The 16,743-nt window shown below is 72.2% G+C and carries 12 protein-coding genes and 1 pseudogene; 6 read left to right on the top strand and 7 right to left on the bottom strand.

The window, feature by feature from the left end; genetic code table 11:
• Positions 1–362, top strand: a 362-nt coding sequence (locus RE027_RS13490; protein ID WP_368808791.1) for a S8 family serine peptidase, incomplete at its 5' end; no start/stop codon positions are given.
• Between the two features lie 297 nt (positions 363–659).
• Here the strand turns inward: RE027_RS13490 and RE027_RS13485 are convergent.
• The 3 genes and pseudogenes from RE027_RS13485 to RE027_RS13475 all read right to left on the bottom strand — a co-directional run bounded on the left by RE027_RS13485 (position 660) and on the right by RE027_RS13475 (position 5,735).
• A complete protein-coding gene (locus RE027_RS13485; RefSeq protein WP_368808790.1) occupies positions 660–1,376 on the bottom strand; it encodes a hypothetical protein in 717 nt (238 codons plus the stop codon).
• The gene (locus RE027_RS13480) at positions 1,373–3,052 is read right to left on the bottom strand and encodes a hypothetical protein (RefSeq protein WP_368808789.1); all 1,680 of its coding nucleotides are present in this window, start codon (positions 3,050–3,052) and stop codon (positions 1,373–1,375) included. The genes RE027_RS13485 and RE027_RS13480 overlap by 4 nt, the downstream gene beginning before the upstream one ends.
• A 321-nt stretch (positions 3,053–3,373) precedes the next feature.
• Positions 3,374–5,735, bottom strand: a pseudogene (locus RE027_RS13475) (excinuclease ABC subunit UvrA).
• 332 nt (positions 5,736–6,067) lie between these two features.
• Here RE027_RS13475 and RE027_RS13470 point away from each other — a divergent pair.
• Positions 6,068–7,468 carry an alanine racemase gene (locus RE027_RS13470; protein WP_368808788.1) on the top strand — a complete coding sequence of 467 codons (1,401 nt, stop codon included), beginning with the start codon at positions 6,068–6,070 and terminating at the stop codon, positions 7,466–7,468.
• Between the two features lie 9 nt (positions 7,469–7,477).
• Here RE027_RS13470 and RE027_RS13465 read toward each other — a convergent pair whose 3' ends face one another.
• Positions 7,478–7,852 (bottom strand): hypothetical protein, encoded by a 375-nt coding sequence (locus RE027_RS13465; RefSeq protein WP_368808787.1) that lies wholly within the window; start codon positions 7,850–7,852, stop codon positions 7,478–7,480.
• Between the two features lie 417 nt (positions 7,853–8,269).
• Between RE027_RS13465 and RE027_RS13460 the strand changes: the two genes are divergently transcribed.
• From RE027_RS13460 to RE027_RS13445, 4 genes are all read left to right on the top strand, one after another.
• The gene (locus RE027_RS13460) at positions 8,270–8,686 is read left to right on the top strand and encodes an excalibur calcium-binding domain-containing protein (RefSeq protein WP_368808786.1); all 417 of its coding nucleotides are present in this window, start codon (positions 8,270–8,272) and stop codon (positions 8,684–8,686) included.
• Positions 8,687–8,893: 207 nt separating this feature from the next.
• A complete protein-coding gene (locus RE027_RS13455) occupies positions 8,894–9,385 on the top strand; it encodes an NfeD family protein (RefSeq protein WP_368808785.1) in 492 nt (163 codons plus the stop codon).
• A 76-nt stretch (positions 9,386–9,461) separates the two neighbouring features.
• Complete coding sequence (locus RE027_RS13450) at positions 9,462–10,592, top strand: SPFH domain-containing protein (RefSeq protein ID WP_368808784.1); 1,131 nt, start codon at positions 9,462–9,464, stop codon at positions 10,590–10,592.
• 174 nt (positions 10,593–10,766) lie between these two features.
• Positions 10,767–11,102, top strand: coding sequence for an RNA polymerase-binding protein RbpA (locus tag RE027_RS13445; protein WP_368808783.1), 336 nt, complete (start codon positions 10,767–10,769; stop codon positions 11,100–11,102).
• A gap of 72 nt (positions 11,103–11,174) precedes the next feature.
• On the opposite strand, the gene RE027_RS13440 is transcribed toward RE027_RS13445, so the two are convergent.
• The 3 genes from RE027_RS13440 to RE027_RS13430 form a co-directional block, all read right to left on the bottom strand.
• Positions 11,175–11,912 (bottom strand): polyprenol monophosphomannose synthase, encoded by a 738-nt coding sequence (locus tag RE027_RS13440; protein ID WP_368808782.1) that lies wholly within the window; start codon positions 11,910–11,912, stop codon positions 11,175–11,177.
• Positions 11,913–12,108: 196 nt separating this feature from the next.
• Positions 12,109–13,800 (bottom strand): amidohydrolase, encoded by a 1,692-nt coding sequence (locus tag RE027_RS13435; protein ID WP_368808781.1) that lies wholly within the window; start codon positions 13,798–13,800, stop codon positions 12,109–12,111.
• Between the two features lie 62 nt (positions 13,801–13,862).
• Positions 13,863–16,700: a DEAD/DEAH box helicase gene (locus RE027_RS13430; protein WP_368808780.1), complete on the bottom strand. Its 2,838-nt coding sequence runs from the start codon at positions 16,698–16,700 to the stop codon at positions 13,863–13,865.
• Between the last annotated feature and the right edge of the window lie 43 nt (positions 16,701–16,743).

Here is a 16,743-nt window from a genome sequence, read left to right as displayed (position 1 = left end):
CCCCCCGGAAAGCATCCGCCCCCAACGGTCACGCCACCGAGGGCGCTTCCAACCACACCCGAACGCAGGTAGTGGACGTCGCAGCGCCCGGGGTCAACGTCTACTCGACCTTCCCGAACCACACGTTCGTGCTGGGAGAGCAGAACGGCCGCTCCTGGGGCTACGACGTCGGCAACGGCACATCGGTGTCCTCGGCCATCATCGCGGCAGTTGCCGCTCTGGCCTGGAGCTCCGACCCCGGTGCTACACACACCTCGGTCCGCGCCACGGTCGAATCAACGGCCGACAAGATCACCGGCACCGGCACCTCCTGGGCACATGGCCGGGTGAACGCCTGCAACGCCGTCAAGTGCATCCGATGACGTCGAGTGCTCCGACAGCGAACCGCGCGGAGTATTGAGGCAGAACAAGATTCCCGGCGCAGGCTGAACTGTCCTGCGGGAAGGTGCGGTGGACAGGCAGGGTCGGGTTCCGCTGAGAGCCCATGAGACGGTTCCGTGATGTGGTGACCCTCGATCCACATTCACGGAACTCGCATCGGAGCCCTGCGCGACGAGGGCCGCCACGGTGACGACCTCGACCACGAACCACCCAGCACCACCGACACCCGGCACACCGGCGCCTGAGGGAGCCCCACGAGGCACCGGCTGGACTGCACATCACTGCCTGCCCTGCCAGGGGGTGACGCTCATCTGCACGCCTGTCACCGCGACGGTGTCGACGTCCAGGGTGAGGTAACGGTTCTCGCCCTGCTCCTTGATCCATCCCTCGATGCTGCCGCCGTGCCGGGAGATGGCGGCCACGACCTTCTGGATGTCGTAGCCGCCCCTCTCCCCCAAGCGCATCTGCCGGCCGTCGGAGAAGGTGATGTCGAAGGACACCCGCATCGGCGGGCGCTCCTTGCTCCCGTACCGGCGTCGCGCAGCAGAGCGGATCTGCCTCTCGATGCGCTTCCACCCGGCCTCGTTGCCCTTCGCGCGCCTGGTCTTGGGGAACTGGGTGGCATAGATGCGGCCGCCGCTGCGCAGGTAGTGGGTCTTCTCCGGGACGAAGCGTCCGCGCTTGGGCACCGCGGCATACCGGGCGTTGGGCTCGACATCGGCCGGCTGGTGGGCCGGTTCCCCGGTCCGGCCGCGGACGTTGGCCGGGGCGCCGGCCTTCGTGCGGCGCCGCTCGGGGCGGTGGGTGATGGTTCCAGTGGTGGCCAGTTCCGTCAGGGCGCGCACGAAGTGCGCTCCGGACTTCTTCCCGCGCACGATCTGGGACACCAGTGAGGGATCGCGTCCCAGGGCTTCGGCGATCTCGCGGTTGCTCATCGCGGCCTTCTCCTTCAGCTCCGCGATGAGCTCAGCGGCGCTCCGGCGCTCAGGGCTCATGCGTGCACCTCACCGCCGGCCTGCCACGCGGCCGAGGGCCCGGCCGCCTCGGCCTGGTGCATCAGCGCGTCCCGCTGCGCCCGCGTCACCGGGACCGGCACCGGCCCGGTGAGCGCCCCCTTCAGGCGCAGCTTCCCGACCTTCCCGTCGTCGGATCCACCACGGGCGGTGGGCAAGGCCCAGGTGGGGACGGTGGCGGTGTAAACGGCGTCGCCGTTGATGCCGATGAGCTGGTGCGGCGCCACGTGCAGGGCCCCGGCGGGAGCGGCCTTCGTGCCGTCGAGCACCCGGGCGCGGGCCCTCCCCCAGACCTGTGCAGCGAGCTCGGGATGGTAGAACTGCCTCTGCCGCTCCGTGGTCGGGCTGGCCGCCTGGTAGGTGATGCGGTTGCCCCACATGCGAATGCTGCTCTGGTACTGCTCGGGCACCTCGAAGGTCGAGGTGACGGTGACGGTGGAACGGCGCCCACGGGAGGCGAAGGCACCGATGGTCTCCAGCAGGACGGCACGCAACGCGGTACGCGCGGCCTCCTTGACGGCCTCCTCGACCTGGGCGATCTCCACGGCCTCCCGTGCGTTGGCCAACCGCTCGGCGAAGGTGTCCAGCGGGCGGGCCGCCACCAGCCGGGTGTCCCCGCGCATCGCAGGCTTCTTCGCGGTGAACTGCACGGCTTCGATGAACGTGTCGGGCTTCCAGCCGTGGGCCATCCCGACCCGCAGCTCCGCGGCATCCACCCACGTCTCAGCGGTCGACCCGGGGCGGTTGGGCCAGTACCACTCCGAGGTGCTGCCCGGCAGCTTCGCGCCCCAGATCCCGAGGTGGTTCCAGCCCTCCGGGACGGTGAACCCGATGTGGTAGCGGGCCGGGGCAAAAGGGGTCTCTTCGAACAGGTAGTGGGCATCGATGCCCCGCAGTCGCCGGGCCGGCCCGACGGCGAGCTCGTTGCACAACCCCGCGTACATGAACCGCCCGTCGATGTAGGCGAAGCCGTCGATGCTCGCCCGGCCCTGGCTCGGGTCGATCAGCGGCACACAGTCCGGGTGCTCGGTGAAGGAAGGCCCTGCGACCAGATGCTCGACGTGGTGCTGACCCGAGGTGCGGTGGATCTCCTCGGCGATGTCGTCGTCCACCGGAGCCGGATCCAGGTTGGCCGGCATGGACAGCGCCCACAGGTTCTGTCCCGTCGCGGCCGGGGACTTCATCAGCGCGGTGAGCTGGGGCTCGGATCGGCGCAGCGCCGCCGCCACGAGATCCCAGGCGGCCCGGGCCTGGTGGATCCCCAGGCGTCCACCACCGAACCAGGCCGCGGCGGTGGCGACCTCCAGGGGCCGCGCCTTCGGGTCCTCGGCGGGTTGGGTGGCCTCGTGGAAGTACCGGCCCGTGGGCGGGGTGTCCAACCAGTGCGTGCCGTGCCGCCACCCCGGTGTGTCGGCCATCAGCCAGTGCGGCTTGCCCGGCTCGGAGGCCGGCAGCCTTCCGGTGAGCATGATGCGCTGCGCCCCGGCGGCATGAGCCGTGTCGAGGAGGTCGGTGAGGTTCGGATTCTTCCGCCGGCCCCGGATCACGGGCGTCACCCGGCGCCCGTCCCATGTGACGCCATAGCCTGTGGTGGCGTCCGCCCAGAGGATCTTCTGCTCACTGACCCGGTAGGACTGCGGGCGGTTCGAGGTCGTCATAAAGTCTCCTTCTCTCCCTCCGAACCACTCAGTTTTCCAGATCTCCCCGACTTCCAGCTCCTGGCCGGCCAGGGCCAGCCGGCTCGACGCCATCGGCGAGTCCTCGAGGAGCCCCCGACGACGCAGCACTCTCCACGACGGGTCCCGCGGCAGTGGTGCGTCCCCGGCGGAGAGGTTCCCGGACCGCCGCACGTCGCTTCCGCGGTCCGTGGAGCGTGGAGCGTGGAGCGCAGGTCGGCGTCGATCGCGGCCGCGATGACGGCGTCGGCGGTGCTCCGCTCGAATCCAGCGGCAGGCCGGTCGTGGAACTGAAGAAGGTGCTCAGGCCCCGACGTAGGCCGCCAGGTGCACACCGGTGAGCGTCGAACCGGCCGCCACCAGCTCAGCCGGCGTGCCCTCGAACACGACCCGGCCCCCGGGCCCAGAACGATGATCCAGTCCGCGTGCGCCAGGACCGCCTGGTGGTGCTCGACGACCACCACGGAGGTCCCCGCATCCACCAGCCGGTCCAGCAGACCCAGCAGCTGCTCGACATCCGCCAGGTGCAGACCGCTGGTCGGTTCGTCCAGGACGTGGACCCGGCCCTTCTCGCCCATGCGGGTCGCCAGCTTCAGCCGCTGCCGCTCGCCCCCGGACAGCGTGGTCAGCGGCTGCCCCAGGCGAAGATAGCCCAGCCCGACCTCGGCCAGCCGGACGGGGATCGCATGCGCGGCCGGCACACGTGCACCACCGGCACCGAAGAACTCCTGGGCCTCCGCCACCGACATCGCCAGCACCTCGGCGATGTTGCGGCCGCCGAGGACGTACCCGAGCACCGAGGCCTGGAACCGCGCGCCACCGCACGCCTCGCAGGTGGTGGCGACCCCGGCCATCATCGCCAGATCGGTGTAGACCACGCCGGCGCCGTTGCAGGCCGGGCAGGCGCCCGCGGAGTTGGCGCTGAACAACCCCGGTCTCACTCCGTTGGACCTGGCGAACGCTGTCCGGATCGGGTCGAGCGCGCCGGTGTACGTCGCCGGATTGCTGCGCCGCGAGCCACGGATCGCCCCCTGGTCGACCGCGACCACCCCGTCCCGCCCGCACACCGAGCCGGCGATCGGCGAGCTCTTGCCCGAGCCGGCGACGCCGGTGACCGCGACCAGCACCCCGAGCGGAACGTCGACGTCGACCTCGTGCAGGTTGTGGGTGTCCGCGCCGCGGATCTCGAGCTTTCCGGTGGGCAGGCGCACCGTCTCCTTGAGGACGGCCCGGTCGTCGAGATGGTGACCGGTGACGGTGCCGCTGGTCCGCAGCCCCTCGGCCGTGCCCTCGAAGCAGACGGTGCCTCCCGCCTCCCCGGGGCCGAGGTCGACGACGTGGTCCGCGATCGCGATCGTCTCCGGCTCGTGCTCCACGACGAGCACGGTGTTGCCCTTGTCCCGCAGCTGCAGCAGGAGTCCGTTCATCCGCTCGATGTCGTGCGGATGCAGTCCGGCCGTCGGCTCGTCGAAGACGTAGGTGACGTCGGTGAGCGACGACCCGAGGTGGAGGATCATCCTGGTGCGCTGGGCGTCGCCCCCCCGGACAGGGTGCCGGTCGGCCGGTCGAGCGAGAGGTAGCCCAGCCCGATCTCCACGAAGGAGTCGATCAGGTGCTGCAGCCCCGTCAGCAGGGAACCCACGGACGGCTCGTCGAGCCCCTCCGACCAGGCCGCCGGGTCGTCGATCTGCAGCGAGCAGACCTCGACGATGTTCTTCCCCCGGATCCTCGACGCCCGGGCGTGCTCGCCCAGCCGGGTGCCGTCGCACTCGGGACAGGTCGTGAAGCTCACCTCCCGCTCCACGAAGGCGCGGATGTGCGGCTGGAGGGCGTCGATCTCCTTGGACAGCATCGACTTCCGGATCCTGGGCACCAGCCCCTCGTACGTCAGGTTGATCCCGTCGACCGTGATCCTGGTCGGTTCCCGGTGCAGCAGGTCGCGCCGTTCCTGGCGGGTGTACTCCCGGATCGGCTTGTCCGGGTCGAAGTAGCCACACCCCCGGAAGATGCGGCCGTACCAGCCGTCCACGCTGTAGCCGGGGATCGTGAGCGCACCGTCGTTGAGCGACAGGCGGTCGTCGTACAGGGCGGACGGGTCGATGCCGGTGACCGAGCCCATTCCCTCGCAGCGCGGGCACATGCCCCCGAGACGGTGGAACACCGCCCTCTCGGTCTTCGTCCTGCTGGCGCCGCGCTCGACGGTGACCGCCCCGCTGGCCTTCACCGAGGGCACGTTGAAGGAGCAGGCGTCGGGCGGGCCGACGTGGGGCTCGCCGAGCCTGCTGAACAGGATCCGCAGCATGGCGTCGGCGTCGGTGGCCGTGCCCACGGTGGAGCGCGGGTTGGCGCCCATGCGCTCCTGGTCGACGACGATCGCCGTCGTCAGGCCCTCGAGGACCTCGATCTCGGGCCGGCCCAGCGTCGGCATGAACCCCTGCAGGAAAGCGCTGTAGGTCTCGTTGATCAGCCGCTGCGACTCCGCGGCGATCGACCCGAAGACCAGCGAGGTCTTGCCGGAGCCCGAGACGCCGGTGAAGACCGTCAGCCGGCGCTTGGGGATCTCGACGCTGAGGTCCCGGAGGTTGTTCTCGCGCGCGCCCTGCACCCGGATCAGACCGTGGCGGTCCGCGGGGTGCGGCGCACCGGTCGTCGTGCCCGTGCTCATCGTCGCTCCCTCCGTGGCGGCGGCCGCGCCGCCCCGTGCGCGATCGTGCCGGCACCTGGTGGTGCCGTCCAGGGCCCTCGGTCCTCCGGGTCCGCGCTCCCGCCCGAGCACGGGGAGGCGGGGCGTTCGTTCCCGAATGTTGCGCCGTCCTCCGCCCGTCTTGTGGCCACTTGTGGGGAGAAGGGCCTGCCGACCGGGCTCGGGCTGACGGTCGCCGGTACGCTCGCCGTGGTCGGCCGGTGGTGTGCATCGGCAAACAGAGGTTCAAGGGGAGGAACGCCGTGGGTAGGCAGAACTGTGTGAGCGCGACGGACGGTCGGGGACGGCGCCTGGTGACATCCGTGCTGGTCCTGTCCGTGCTGGCCCTGGCGGGCTGCGGTCAGGGCGGCGGTTCCGCGCCGGACGCGCCCCCGGCGAGCGGCTCCGGCTCGGTCGCGCTCGCCCCCTCGCACGGTGGGCTGCGGGGTGGGAACCTCGTCCTGGCGGACACCGGTGAGGACACCGAGGGCCCGATCACCGCGCGCTTCGGCGAGGCCGAGGTCGAGTGCGAGTTCGACGACCGGTCCGCCCGTCACGCCTGCCTGGCCCCCGCGCGGGAGACCCCCGGCGCGGTCGAGGTCTCCTTCGCCTCCGGCGGGAGCGAGGTCGGGGAGAAGACCGCCTACACCTACACGACGCCGGGCACGCAGGACATCCCCGTCCTGACGGTGGACACGGAGACCGTGCGGCGCAACGCGGAGGAGATCCGGGCCGACTTCCCGCGGAACGTCCAGCTGGGCGCGGTGCTCAAGAACGGCGAGCCCGTGGACGTGTTCGGGAAGGTCATCGAGGACGCGGCCGACGTCGACTACCTCTTCGTGCCGAAGCTCGACGACGCCATCGCCCTGCGCGAGGCTGGCGTCGAGTCGAAGATCGCCGTGCTCTACGTCGCCCAGGTGGAGGACATCCCCCTGCTGATGCACTACGACGTCGAGGTCGCCGCCACGGACCCCGCGTGGGTCGAGGCAGCGGAGCAGGTGCTGTCCACCACGGGCGGGACGCTGAAGGTCCACCTCTGGATCGACACGGGCATGGGGCGCGAGGGCGTGGTGCCCGAGGACGCGCTCCCCCTGGCTCGGGCCGTCGAGGACGCTCCGCACCTGGAGCTCGCGGGCATCGCCACGCACTTCTCCACGATCACCGAGGACGACATGGCGGCCATCGAGCGCAACGACTCGGCGAACACCACGGTGGCCCAGAAGAACCGCTTCGACGGCGCCGTGGCCTCGATCCGCGACGCCGGGCTGGGGCAGGACGCCCTGATCCACGCCGGAGCCAGCGACGTGCTCACCAACGACATCGAGCCGCTGTACTACGACCTGCTGCGGATCGGCGGCATGTTCTTCGGCAGCAGCGCGCCGGAGGACCGGGTCTACTCCTGGACCACGGAGCTGAGCCAGGTCAAGACGCTCCCGGAGGGGTGGTGCATCGACTACGAGTGCACCGAGCCGACCGCGTCACCGACGAAGGTCGGCCTGATCAACCACATCCCGTCCCGGGAGAGTGAGCTGACGTACACCGTCGGCGGCAGGGAGGTCCCGGTACTGCTCGACCACGGCACGGTCGTGACCCTCGACCTGTCGGAGGTCCCGGACGCGGCCGCGGGTGACGAGGTCGTCATCGACTTCAGCGCGGACGCCTTCCACATGCTCGACGCGACCGCGCCGCTGCCGGTGACGACGACCGGCGGGTGACCGACGGCGTCAGGGACGCGCGAGCACGTCCTCGACGTCGTGGTCCAGGACGTAGTCGGCGTGGAACTCCCGGACCAGCTCGCGGGTGCGGGCGGTCTGGCGTGCGGACGTGCCCGGCCGCACGGTGATGTCGACGTAGACCACGGGCCGGTCGCAGGAGGCCTCGAGCCGGGCGCGCAGCTGCTCGGCCCGGTCGTCCCCGGCCTCGCACGTCCCCGTGCCCACCAGGACCAGGGCACGCTCGAAGTCGGGCTCGGCGGCCAGCCACCGCGTCATCATCGCGGGCAGCCGCGACTGCAGCGCGGAGAGCCCGACCACGGCGGTCGCCGTGCCGGCCAGCCAGGCCCCTGCGGCGGAGACCGCCACCGAGGTGATGAGTTTCATGTTCTCCTCCTCCCGCGTGCCGCAGCCCGGGGATAGCCACTCGGAGACCGTGCACCGGGCGGATCGTCGGACGGTGGCACCGGGCCGGCCCCGCGAGGGCCGGTGGCACCACCGTAGTGAGGTGAACACCAGGAGAACAGTGTCTATTCCGTGGGCACGGACCGCCGCCCCGGTCAGGCCGTCGTCGGTGTGCCGTCCGCGCCCGGCGCCTTGCCCGTGGCACGGGGCGGCAGGCCGGGGCCCGCTCACCACGGTGGACGGAGACCTCGCCGAGGGTCCCCGCACGCCCCCATCCTCGGTTGCTTCCGCACAGCCTGCAGGTCAGAGCGGCTTTGTGTCGAAGTTGTGACGGCGAACACAGTGAACTTCGGATAATTTGTGATTGCCAACACTTCCACCGCGAAAGTGAGACACGAGATGAACAAGACCGTTGCCGGCGCCACCCTGATCGCCGGCCTGGGGTTCTCCGCCCTGGCTGCTGCTCCTGCCTCTGCCCTGTCGTTCCCGCTGTTCGAGACCTGCGAGGCCGCCGCGGGCGCAGGCGTCTACAACATCCCGGTCGAGGACCCGCGCTACACCGCCGAACTCGACAGCGACTCCGACGGGATCGCCTGCGAGAACCCCGCCTACGCCTACGTCCCCCTGCCTCCGGTCGGTGACGTCCCGATCGGTGAGGTCCCGCAGATCGAGCACATGCCGGTCGGTGGGGCGGACACCGGTGTGGCCGTCCCTGCCGAGCAGGACGGCACCGCCACCATCGCCGTCGGTGCCGCCGCGCTGGCCGCGGTGGCAGGCGGAGCGGTGCTTGCCCGCCGCAGGTCCGCCCGCGCCTGAACCGAGCAGGCGACGGGGGCCCCTGCACCACGGTGGTGCGGGGGCCCTCGCGCTGTTCGCGGAGGGGGTGCGTCCGCGGCGCGCCCGTCGGGCACCGCCGCTCCTCGGCAGGCACGCCGCTCCGGGACGACGTCGGTGGGCTGGGGCACAATGGAACCCAGGGCGAACACGCCCCCCGCGAAGGCGCTGGAGAGGTCGGGATCGATCATGTGGGAATGGCTCGTGGACAACGCCTGGCTGTTCTGGTTGCTGGCGATGATCGTGCTGGCCGCGATCGAGATGCTGACCCTGGACTTCCTGTTCCTCATGATGTCCGCGGCGGCCCTGCTGGCGTTCGCCCTGAGCTGGGTGACGGACAGCTTCGTCATCCAGGTGGTGGTGTTCGCCCTCGCCTCGGTGCTGCTCATCTTCCTGGTCAGACCCTTCGCCCTGCGCCGGCTCAACCGGTCCACCCCCGGGACCGTCTCCAACGCGGCACGGCTCATCGGGCTGCCCTGCCAGGTCCTCGACCCCGTCACGGCCCGCAGCGGGCTGGTGCGCCTGGAGGGCGACACCTGGAGCGCCCGCTCGGTCACCGGCGAGCAGCTGCCCGTCGGCACCGATGTCTACGTCCACGAGATCGAGGGCGCCACCGCCCTGGTGGCCCCGCACCCCGCCCCGACCGCGGACGGCCGGCCCGAGCCGCGCCCGTCCTTCTGACCCACCACCCCGGAGGCGCCGCGCCGCCGGATCCGGCGTCACCGACGTCGCGCAGCACCCACCGAGAGAGGCACCCGTGGACCTAGCCGTCATCATCCTGCTCGCCGTCCTGATCGTCCTGGTCTTCATCATCCTGGTCCGCTCCGTGCGGATCATCCCGCAGGCGCGGGCCGGCATCGTGGAGCGCCTGGGCAAGTACCAGACGACCCTCACCCCGGGGCTGCACTTCCTCATCCCCTTCGTCGACCGATTGCTGCCCCTCATCGACCTGCGCGAACAGGTGCAGTCGTTCCCGGCGCAGTCAGTGATCACCGAGGACAACCTGGTGGTCGGCATCGACACCGTCGTCTACTTCCAGGTGACGGACCCGCGGGCCGCGACCTACGAGATCGTCGACTACATCCAGGCCGCGGACCAGCTGACCTCGGCCACGCTGCGCAACGTGGTGGGCGGGCTCAACCTCGAGGAGGCCCTCACCTCCCGCGACAAGATCAACGCGGAGCTGCGCGGCGTCCTGGACTCCACGACGGGGCGCTGGGGCATCCGCGTGTCCCGGGTGGACATCAAGGAGATCACTCCCCCGCCGTCCATCCAGGACTCGATGGAGAAGCAGATGCGCGCCGAGCGGGAGCGCCGGGCCGTGATCCTGACGGCCGAGGGCGACAAGCAGTCCCGGATCCTGATGGCCGAGGGCCAGCGCCAGTCCGCGATCCTCTCCGCCGAGGGCGAGGCGAAGGCCGCGATCCTGCGGGCCGACGGCGAGGCGCAGGCCATCCGCAAGGTCTTCGACTCGATCCACCGCGCCCGGCCCACGCAGAAGCTGCTGGCCTACCAGTACATCCAGACCCTCCCGAAGGTCGCCGAGGGCAGCGCGAACAAGGTCTGGATGATCCCCGCGGAGCTCGGCGACGCGCTGCGGGGTGTCGGTGAGTTCCTCTCCCGGCCCGACGAGGACGGCGACGGACCCGGCCGCAACTGGGCCGACGAGGCGGACGAGGAGTCCGCCGCCTCCTCCGGCCCGGAGGACGAGCCGCTGGTCACCCCGGAGGAGGTCCGGGTGACCGAGGAGGACCTCACCCCGAACCTGGAGCGCACCACGGTCGACCCGGACGAGTTCACGATCCCCCGCCCCTCGAGCATCGACCCCGAGGCTCCCGTGCACCTCTCCGACCCGATGCCGCCGCAGGACGGGACCGACAGGCGCTGAGGCCCACCGCCCCCCGGCGCGGGTGCGCGCAGCGATGCCCGTGCGGGGCCGTCGGGAACATCCCCGGTGGACCGTGCGTTGCACCGAGAGGACCCCGGGTCCGTCTCGGACCCGCCATCAGTCCCAGTGTGCGTCACGACCGTGGCCACCGTCAGTTATGGAGGAACCACCACAATGAGCGACCGCAGCCTCAGGGGAATGCGTCTGGGCTCCCAGTCCATGGAGACGGAGGCCGGTGTCGAGCCGGCGCCGCGCCAGCGCGTCGAGTACCGCACCGCGGACGGCGAGACGGTGACGGTCACGTTCGCCGCGGAGGCCGAGATCCCGCCGGTGTGGGTCTCGAAGACCGGCAAGGAAGCGATCATCGTCAACGGCGAGAAGCCGGAGAACCCCAACGAGAAGCACCAGCGCACGCACTGGGACATGCTCCTGGAGCGGCGCAGCGTGGACGAGCTGGAGGAGATCCTCGCCCAGCGGATCGAGTACTACCGGGTCAAGCACGCGATCTGATCCCGGCGGCTCCGGTACGCGCGGAGGGCCCCACCCGAACGGGTGGGGCCCTCCGCGCGTTCGGCGACCGGCTCAGCGGCCGGTGAGCTTGCCCGCCAGCGTCCTGGCGCGGGCGGTGAGACCCCACTGGGCCACCCGGACGACGGCTTCCCGCGTCACGTCCGGACTCATCTTGGACTCGCCCTCGACGCGCTCCACGAACGTGATGGGAACCTCCGCGACCTCCAGGCCGGCGCGCTCGGTCCGCCAGCCGAGGTCGATCTGGAAGCAGTAGCCCTTCGAGTCGACGCTGTCCAGGCCGATCCGTTCGAGGGTCCCGCGGCGGAAGGCACGGTAGCCGGCGGTGATGTCGTGGATCCGGGAGCCCAGGAGCGTGCGGGCGTAGAGGTTGCCGCCGCGGGAGAGGAGCCGGCGCTGCAGCGGCCAGTTCACGGTGCGCCCACCGGGCACGTAGCGGGAGCCGATGGCGAGGTCGGCGCCGCGCTCCACGGCGTCGAGCAGCAGCGGGAGCTGCTCGGGCTGATGGGAGCAGTCGGCGTCCATCTCGACCAGGACGTCGTAGTCCCGGGCCAGGCCCCAGCGGAAGCCGGCGATGTAGGCGGCCCCGAGTCCGTCCTTGCTCGTGCGGTGCAGGACGTGGATGTTGCCGTCGGCGGCCGCCATCTCGTCGGCGAGCCGGCCGGTGCCGTCCGGGCTGTTGTCGTCCACCACGAGCACGTCCCCCTCCGGGACCGCCTGGCGCAGCCGGTCCATGACGGTGGGCAACGACTCGCGCTCGTTGTAGGTGGGGATGACGGTCAGTACGCGCACCGGGTCGGTCCTTTCGAGGTGTCACCTGTCGAGCCACGGGGCAGGCTCCCTCGCCTTCGGACCAGACCGGCCCTGAGGGGACACCGGCCTGTTTTCTAAGGACGAGCGAGCCCACCCGGCAGCAGTTGCCCAGCCTATCCTGCACCGACCGCTCGACCAAGATCGGCCGGCACGTCCTCGGGCGGCGCCGCGGTGCTCAGAATCCGTCGGAGCGGAACAGCTCGACGCCGTCGAGCACGGTCTGCCGGCACACGGGCAGCTCCGTGCCGTCGAGCGCGGGCAGCAGCGGGGTGCGGGCCCGCGGATCGGTGCTCCAGGAGGACCCCGTCCCCTCGGCCTGCTGCACCATGAGCGACTCCACGTCCCACACGGCGAAGGTCGCCGGTGTGCCGGGGGCGAGCTGGCCCTGCATCGGGTCCGGGTGCCGGGCGGCCCGCCACGCCCCGCGGGTGGAGGCGAGGAAGGCGGCGCGCGCGGAGATCCGCTGGTCCGGGTCGTGGTGCTCGAGGCACGCCCGGACGGACTCCCACGGGGACAGGGGCACCACGGGGGCGTCGCTGCCGAGGGCCACGGGCACCCCGGCGCGGTAGAAGGCGGCCAGCGGGTTCATCGCCGCCGCCCGCTCGGCGCCGAGGCGCTGCTCGTACAGTCCGCCTGGCCCGCCCCACGCGGCGTCGAAGCCGGGTTGGACCGAGACGGTCACGGCGTGCCGGGCCAGCCGTTCGATGCCCTCCGGGTCGATCATCTCGGCGTGCTCGAGGCGGTGGCCGGCGCCCTGCAGGGCCCGCTCGCCCACGCGCTGCGCGGCACGGTCGAGCCCCTCCAGGACGGTGTCCATCCCGGCGTCCCCGATGACGTGGAACCCGCCCTGCAGCCCCGCCTCCGTGGTCGCGGCGAGGTGGGCCGCGACGGTGTCCGCGTCGAGGTACAGGTCCCCCGTGCCGGCCGGGTCGTCGGCGTAGGGCGCCCGCAGGGCGGCCGTGCGGGAGCCCAGGGCGCCGTCGACGCAGAGGTCCCCGGCCAGGCCCACGAGCGACTCGTCCCGTCCCGGGCGGCGGCCGAGGAGGTCCGCCAGCGCGGCGTCGAAGCGCTCGACGACGGCCCGCGCCTGCTCGGCCGTGCGCACGAGCTCACCGCGGTAGGGCAGCACCCGGGGGGTGGGCCCCTCGGCGCCGACCCCGTGGTTGGCGAGGGCCACGAGGCGGACGAGGTCGTCGAACGGGGCCACCTGCTCGGCGTTGGCCTCGGCGAGGGCCACATAGCCCCGGGACGCGGCGTGGCGCAGGCCGAGCCGGTGCAGCTCGGCGCGGCGGCCGGCGTCGAAGTCGAGCGCGGCGGCCCGCACCCGGTCGTGCGCGCGGTGCTCGACGCGGCCGTCGCCCAGCCACCCCTCGACGGAGGGGAGGCCGAGCCGGCGCGCGAGGGACGAGGAGACGACCCCGGAGTGCACGTCGATGCGGGTCAGGTAGACCTCGCGCCCGCCGGCGGCCCGGTCGAGCTCCTCGGCGGTGGGCGCCCGCCGCTCCGGCCACACGGACTCGTCCCAGCCGGAGCCGAGGACCACGCCGGTGCCGGTGCGCGCGGCGCCGGCCACGGCGTCGAGCACCTGCGCCAGGGAGCCGGCGGTCGCGAGGTCGAGGGTGGACAGGGCCAGGGCCGTCTCGGTCAGGTGCACGTGCGAGTCCACGAACCCGGGAGCCAGCAGCCGGCCGTCGAGGTCCACGACGTCCATGGAGGAGTCCTGCAGGGACCGGGCGGCCTCCTCCGAGCCCACCCAGGCGACGCGCGAGCCGTCCACGAGCACGGCGGTGGCGAAGGGGTCGGCGGGGCTGTAGACGGAGCCGTTGCGGTACAGGACCGGACGGCGCGCGGGAGCGGTGGGACTCACGGGTCTCCTGTTCGGGACGGACGTGCGCGGGGCACGTGGGGCGGGACGGGGCCGGGGCGGGCTCAGTCCTCGAAGGCGGAGTGGGCGACGACGCCGCGGCGGATCAGCGCGATGGCGCGCTGGCACTGGCTGCGCAGCTCGGGGCCGAGGAGGTCGATGGAGGCGAGCTGGTCGAGCATGTCGACCACCTGTTTGGTCCAGCGCACGAAGTCCCCGGCGGCGAGCTCGGTGCCGGACAGGGCGGTGCTCAGGGTGGCACCGCGCGCCCACAGGTACATGGGCTCCACCAGGCCGAACTCGGGCTCCGCCGTGGGCGGGAGGTGGTGCTCCTGCTCGCGGTCGGTGAGCACGGACCAGTTGCGCACCACCTTCTGCGCGGCCCGGTCCATGGCCGCGGAGGGCAGCACGGGCTGGATGCCCTGCTCCTCGCGCTTGGCCTGGTACACGAGCAGGGTCACCAGTCCCGCGGTGGCGGCGGGGTCGAGTCCGTCCAGGAAACCGTCCCGCAGGCTCAGCGCCAGGAGCAGGTCCCGGTCCCCGTAGATGCGGCGCAGCTGCTGCCCGGCGTGCGTGGGCCGGACCTCCCCGTCCGGCAGGGACTCGAGGTAGCCGAAGGAGTCCAGCACCTGGGAGACGCGGTCGAAGGTCCTGGCGATCGTGTTGGTGCGGCCCTCGATCTGGCGCAGCAGCCCGTCGGTGTCCCGGCGCAGGGTCCACCAGCGCTCGGCCCAGCGGGCGTGGTTCTCGCGGTCGGAGCACCCGTGGCAGGGGTGGGCGCGCAGGCTCTTGCGGACCTCGGTGATGCGCTGCTCGGCCGCGCCGGCCCCGCGGTCGAACCGGACGGTGTGCCCCCGGCCGCCGCCCCGCGGGGGCCGGTGCTCGTGCAGGGCGCTGCGCACGGAGGAGGCGAGGTCCCGGCGCTCCTTGGGCGTCCTGCCCGTGAAGTGCTTGGGGATCCGGATCCGGGAGACCGGCTCGAGCGGCCCGTCCAGGTCCTGCGCCCCCACCCGGCGCAGCTGGTGGTCCAGGGTCAGGATGGACGGACGCGGGTCGTCCCGGTTGGGGTCCGTGCTCAGCACCACGGCGTAGCCGGCGTTGCGCCCGCGGGGGATCTCCACGACGTCCCCGGGCAGCAGGTCGTGCAGGGACGCGACGGCGTCCGAGCGGCGCCGGCGGGAGTCGGAGCGCTCCGCGGCGCGCTCGAGGTTCTTGAGCTCCCGGCGCAGGGCGGCGTACTCGGTGAAGTCCCCGAGGTGGCAGGTCATGGCCTCCTCGTAGCCCTTCAGGGACTCCTCCTGGGAGCGGACGCGGCGGGCCAGGCCCACCACGGAGCGGTCCGCCTGGAACTGCGCGAAGGAGGACTCCAGGATCTTCCGGGAGCGGCGGGCGCCGAACTGCGCCACCAGGTTCACGGACATGTTGTACGTGGGCCGGAAGCTGGAGTTCAGCGGGTACGTGCGCTTCGAGGCGAGGCCGGCGACGGCCCGCGGGTCCATGCCGGGCTGCCACAGCACCACCGCGTGGCCCTCGACGTCGATCCCCCGCCGCCCGGCGCGGCCGGTCAGCTGGGTGTACTCCCCCGGCGTGATGTCCACCCGGGACTCGCCGTTGAACTTGTCGAGCTTCTCGAGCACCACGGAGCGGGCGGGCATGTTGATCCCCAGCGCCAGGGTCTCCGTGGCGAAGACGGCCTTGACGTACCCGTCCGCGAACAGCTGCTCCACGAGCTCCTTGAAGGCCGGCAGCATCCCGGCGTGGTGGGCGGCCACGCCGCGCAGCAGCCCGTCGCGCCACTCGTAGAAGCCGAGGATGTTGAGGTCGGCCGCCTCGAGGGAGGCCGCGGTCTCGGCGACGCGCGCCCGGATGGTCTGCTGCTCCTGCTCGGTGGTCAGCCGGATGTCCGCGGCCACGCACTGCTGGACGGCGCCGTCGCACCCGGCCCGGGAGAAGATGAACGTGATGACCGGCAGCAGGCCCTCGGCGTCGAGCCGGCGGATCAGCTGCGGCCGGGAGACCCGGCGGGTCTCGGGATCGGGCCGGAAGCCCTCGCCGCCGTTGCGGCGGGAGAACCGGTCCCGGGAGCGGCCGCCGGGGCCGCGGCCGCCGCGGCGGCCGCCGCGGGGGTGCTCGGCGCGGGCGAGGTGGAGCAGCTCGGGATTGACCTCCGGCTCGTCGCGGCCGGGCTCCCCGATCCGCTCGGCCGCCTCCTCCACGGTGGTGTCGTCCACGAACAGGTCCAGCAGGCGGCCGCCCACCTGCACGTGCTGCCACAGCGGGACGGGGCGGTGCTCGGAGACGACGACGTCGGTGTCCCCGCGGACCGTGTCCAGCCACGCGCCGAACTCCTCCGCGTTGGAGACGGTCGCGGACAGGGACACCAGCTGGACGCTGTCCGGCAGGTGGATGATGACCTCTTCCCACACCGCGCCGCGGAAGCGGTCGGCGAGGTAGTGCACCTCGTCCATGACGACGAAGCCGAGGTTGCGCAGGGTGGGCGAGTCGGCGTACAGCATGTTCCGGAGGACCTCGGTGGTCATCACCACGACGTCGGCCTCGGAGTTCACGGACGTGTCGCCGGTGAGCAGGCCGACCCGCTCGGCGCCGAAGGCGCGGGAGAACTCGTGGAACTTCTGGTTGCTCAGCGCCTTGATCGGCGTGGTGTAGAAGGCCTTCTGGCCCCGGGCCAGGGCGAGGTGGACGGCGAACTCGCCCACCACGGTCTTGCCGGCGCCCGTGGGCGCCGCCACCAGCGCCCCGCGGCCCTCCTCGAGGGACCGGCACGCGGCCACCTGGAACTCGTCCATCGAGAACTCGAGCCGCTGCTGGAACACCGCCAGCTCGGTCCTCGCGTCGGCGGCCCGCTGCTTGGCGGCCAGGTATCGGTCGGCGTAGGAGGACATGTTCCCACCCTACTGCGCGCGGGGGACGCGGACGGGCGCGGGG

This window comes from Kocuria sabuli (assembly GCF_040981185.1).
Taxonomy (GTDB): domain Bacteria; phylum Actinomycetota; class Actinomycetes; order Actinomycetales; family Micrococcaceae; genus Kocuria; species Kocuria sabuli.
The sequence above is the reverse complement of the archived record's forward strand: the minus strand, read 5'-3'. Positions and strand labels throughout refer to the sequence as shown.

What these genes read in the sequence shown, in the direction of transcription:
- RE027_RS13480 (WP_368808789.1), bottom strand. Translation starts at nt 3,052, where the DNA reads ATGACGACCTCGAACCGCCCGCAGTCCTACCGGGTCAGTGAGCAGAAG.
- RE027_RS13460 (WP_368808786.1), top strand. Translation starts at nt 8,270, where the DNA reads ATGAACAAGACCGTTGCCGGCGCCACCCTGATCGCCGGCCTGGGGTTC.
- RE027_RS13465 (WP_368808787.1), bottom strand. Translation starts at nt 7,852, where the DNA reads ATGAAACTCATCACCTCGGTGGCGGTCTCCGCCGCAGGGGCCTGGCTG.
- RE027_RS13430 (WP_368808780.1), bottom strand. Translation starts at nt 16,700, where the DNA reads ATGTCCTCCTACGCCGACCGATACCTGGCCGCCAAGCAGCGGGCCGCC.
- RE027_RS13445 (WP_368808783.1), top strand. Translation starts at nt 10,767, where the DNA reads ATGAGCGACCGCAGCCTCAGGGGAATGCGTCTGGGCTCCCAGTCCATG.
- RE027_RS13455 (WP_368808785.1), top strand. Translation starts at nt 8,894, where the DNA reads ATGTGGGAATGGCTCGTGGACAACGCCTGGCTGTTCTGGTTGCTGGCG.
- RE027_RS13485 (WP_368808790.1), bottom strand. Translation starts at nt 1,376, where the DNA reads ATGAGCCCTGAGCGCCGGAGCGCCGCTGAGCTCATCGCGGAGCTGAAG.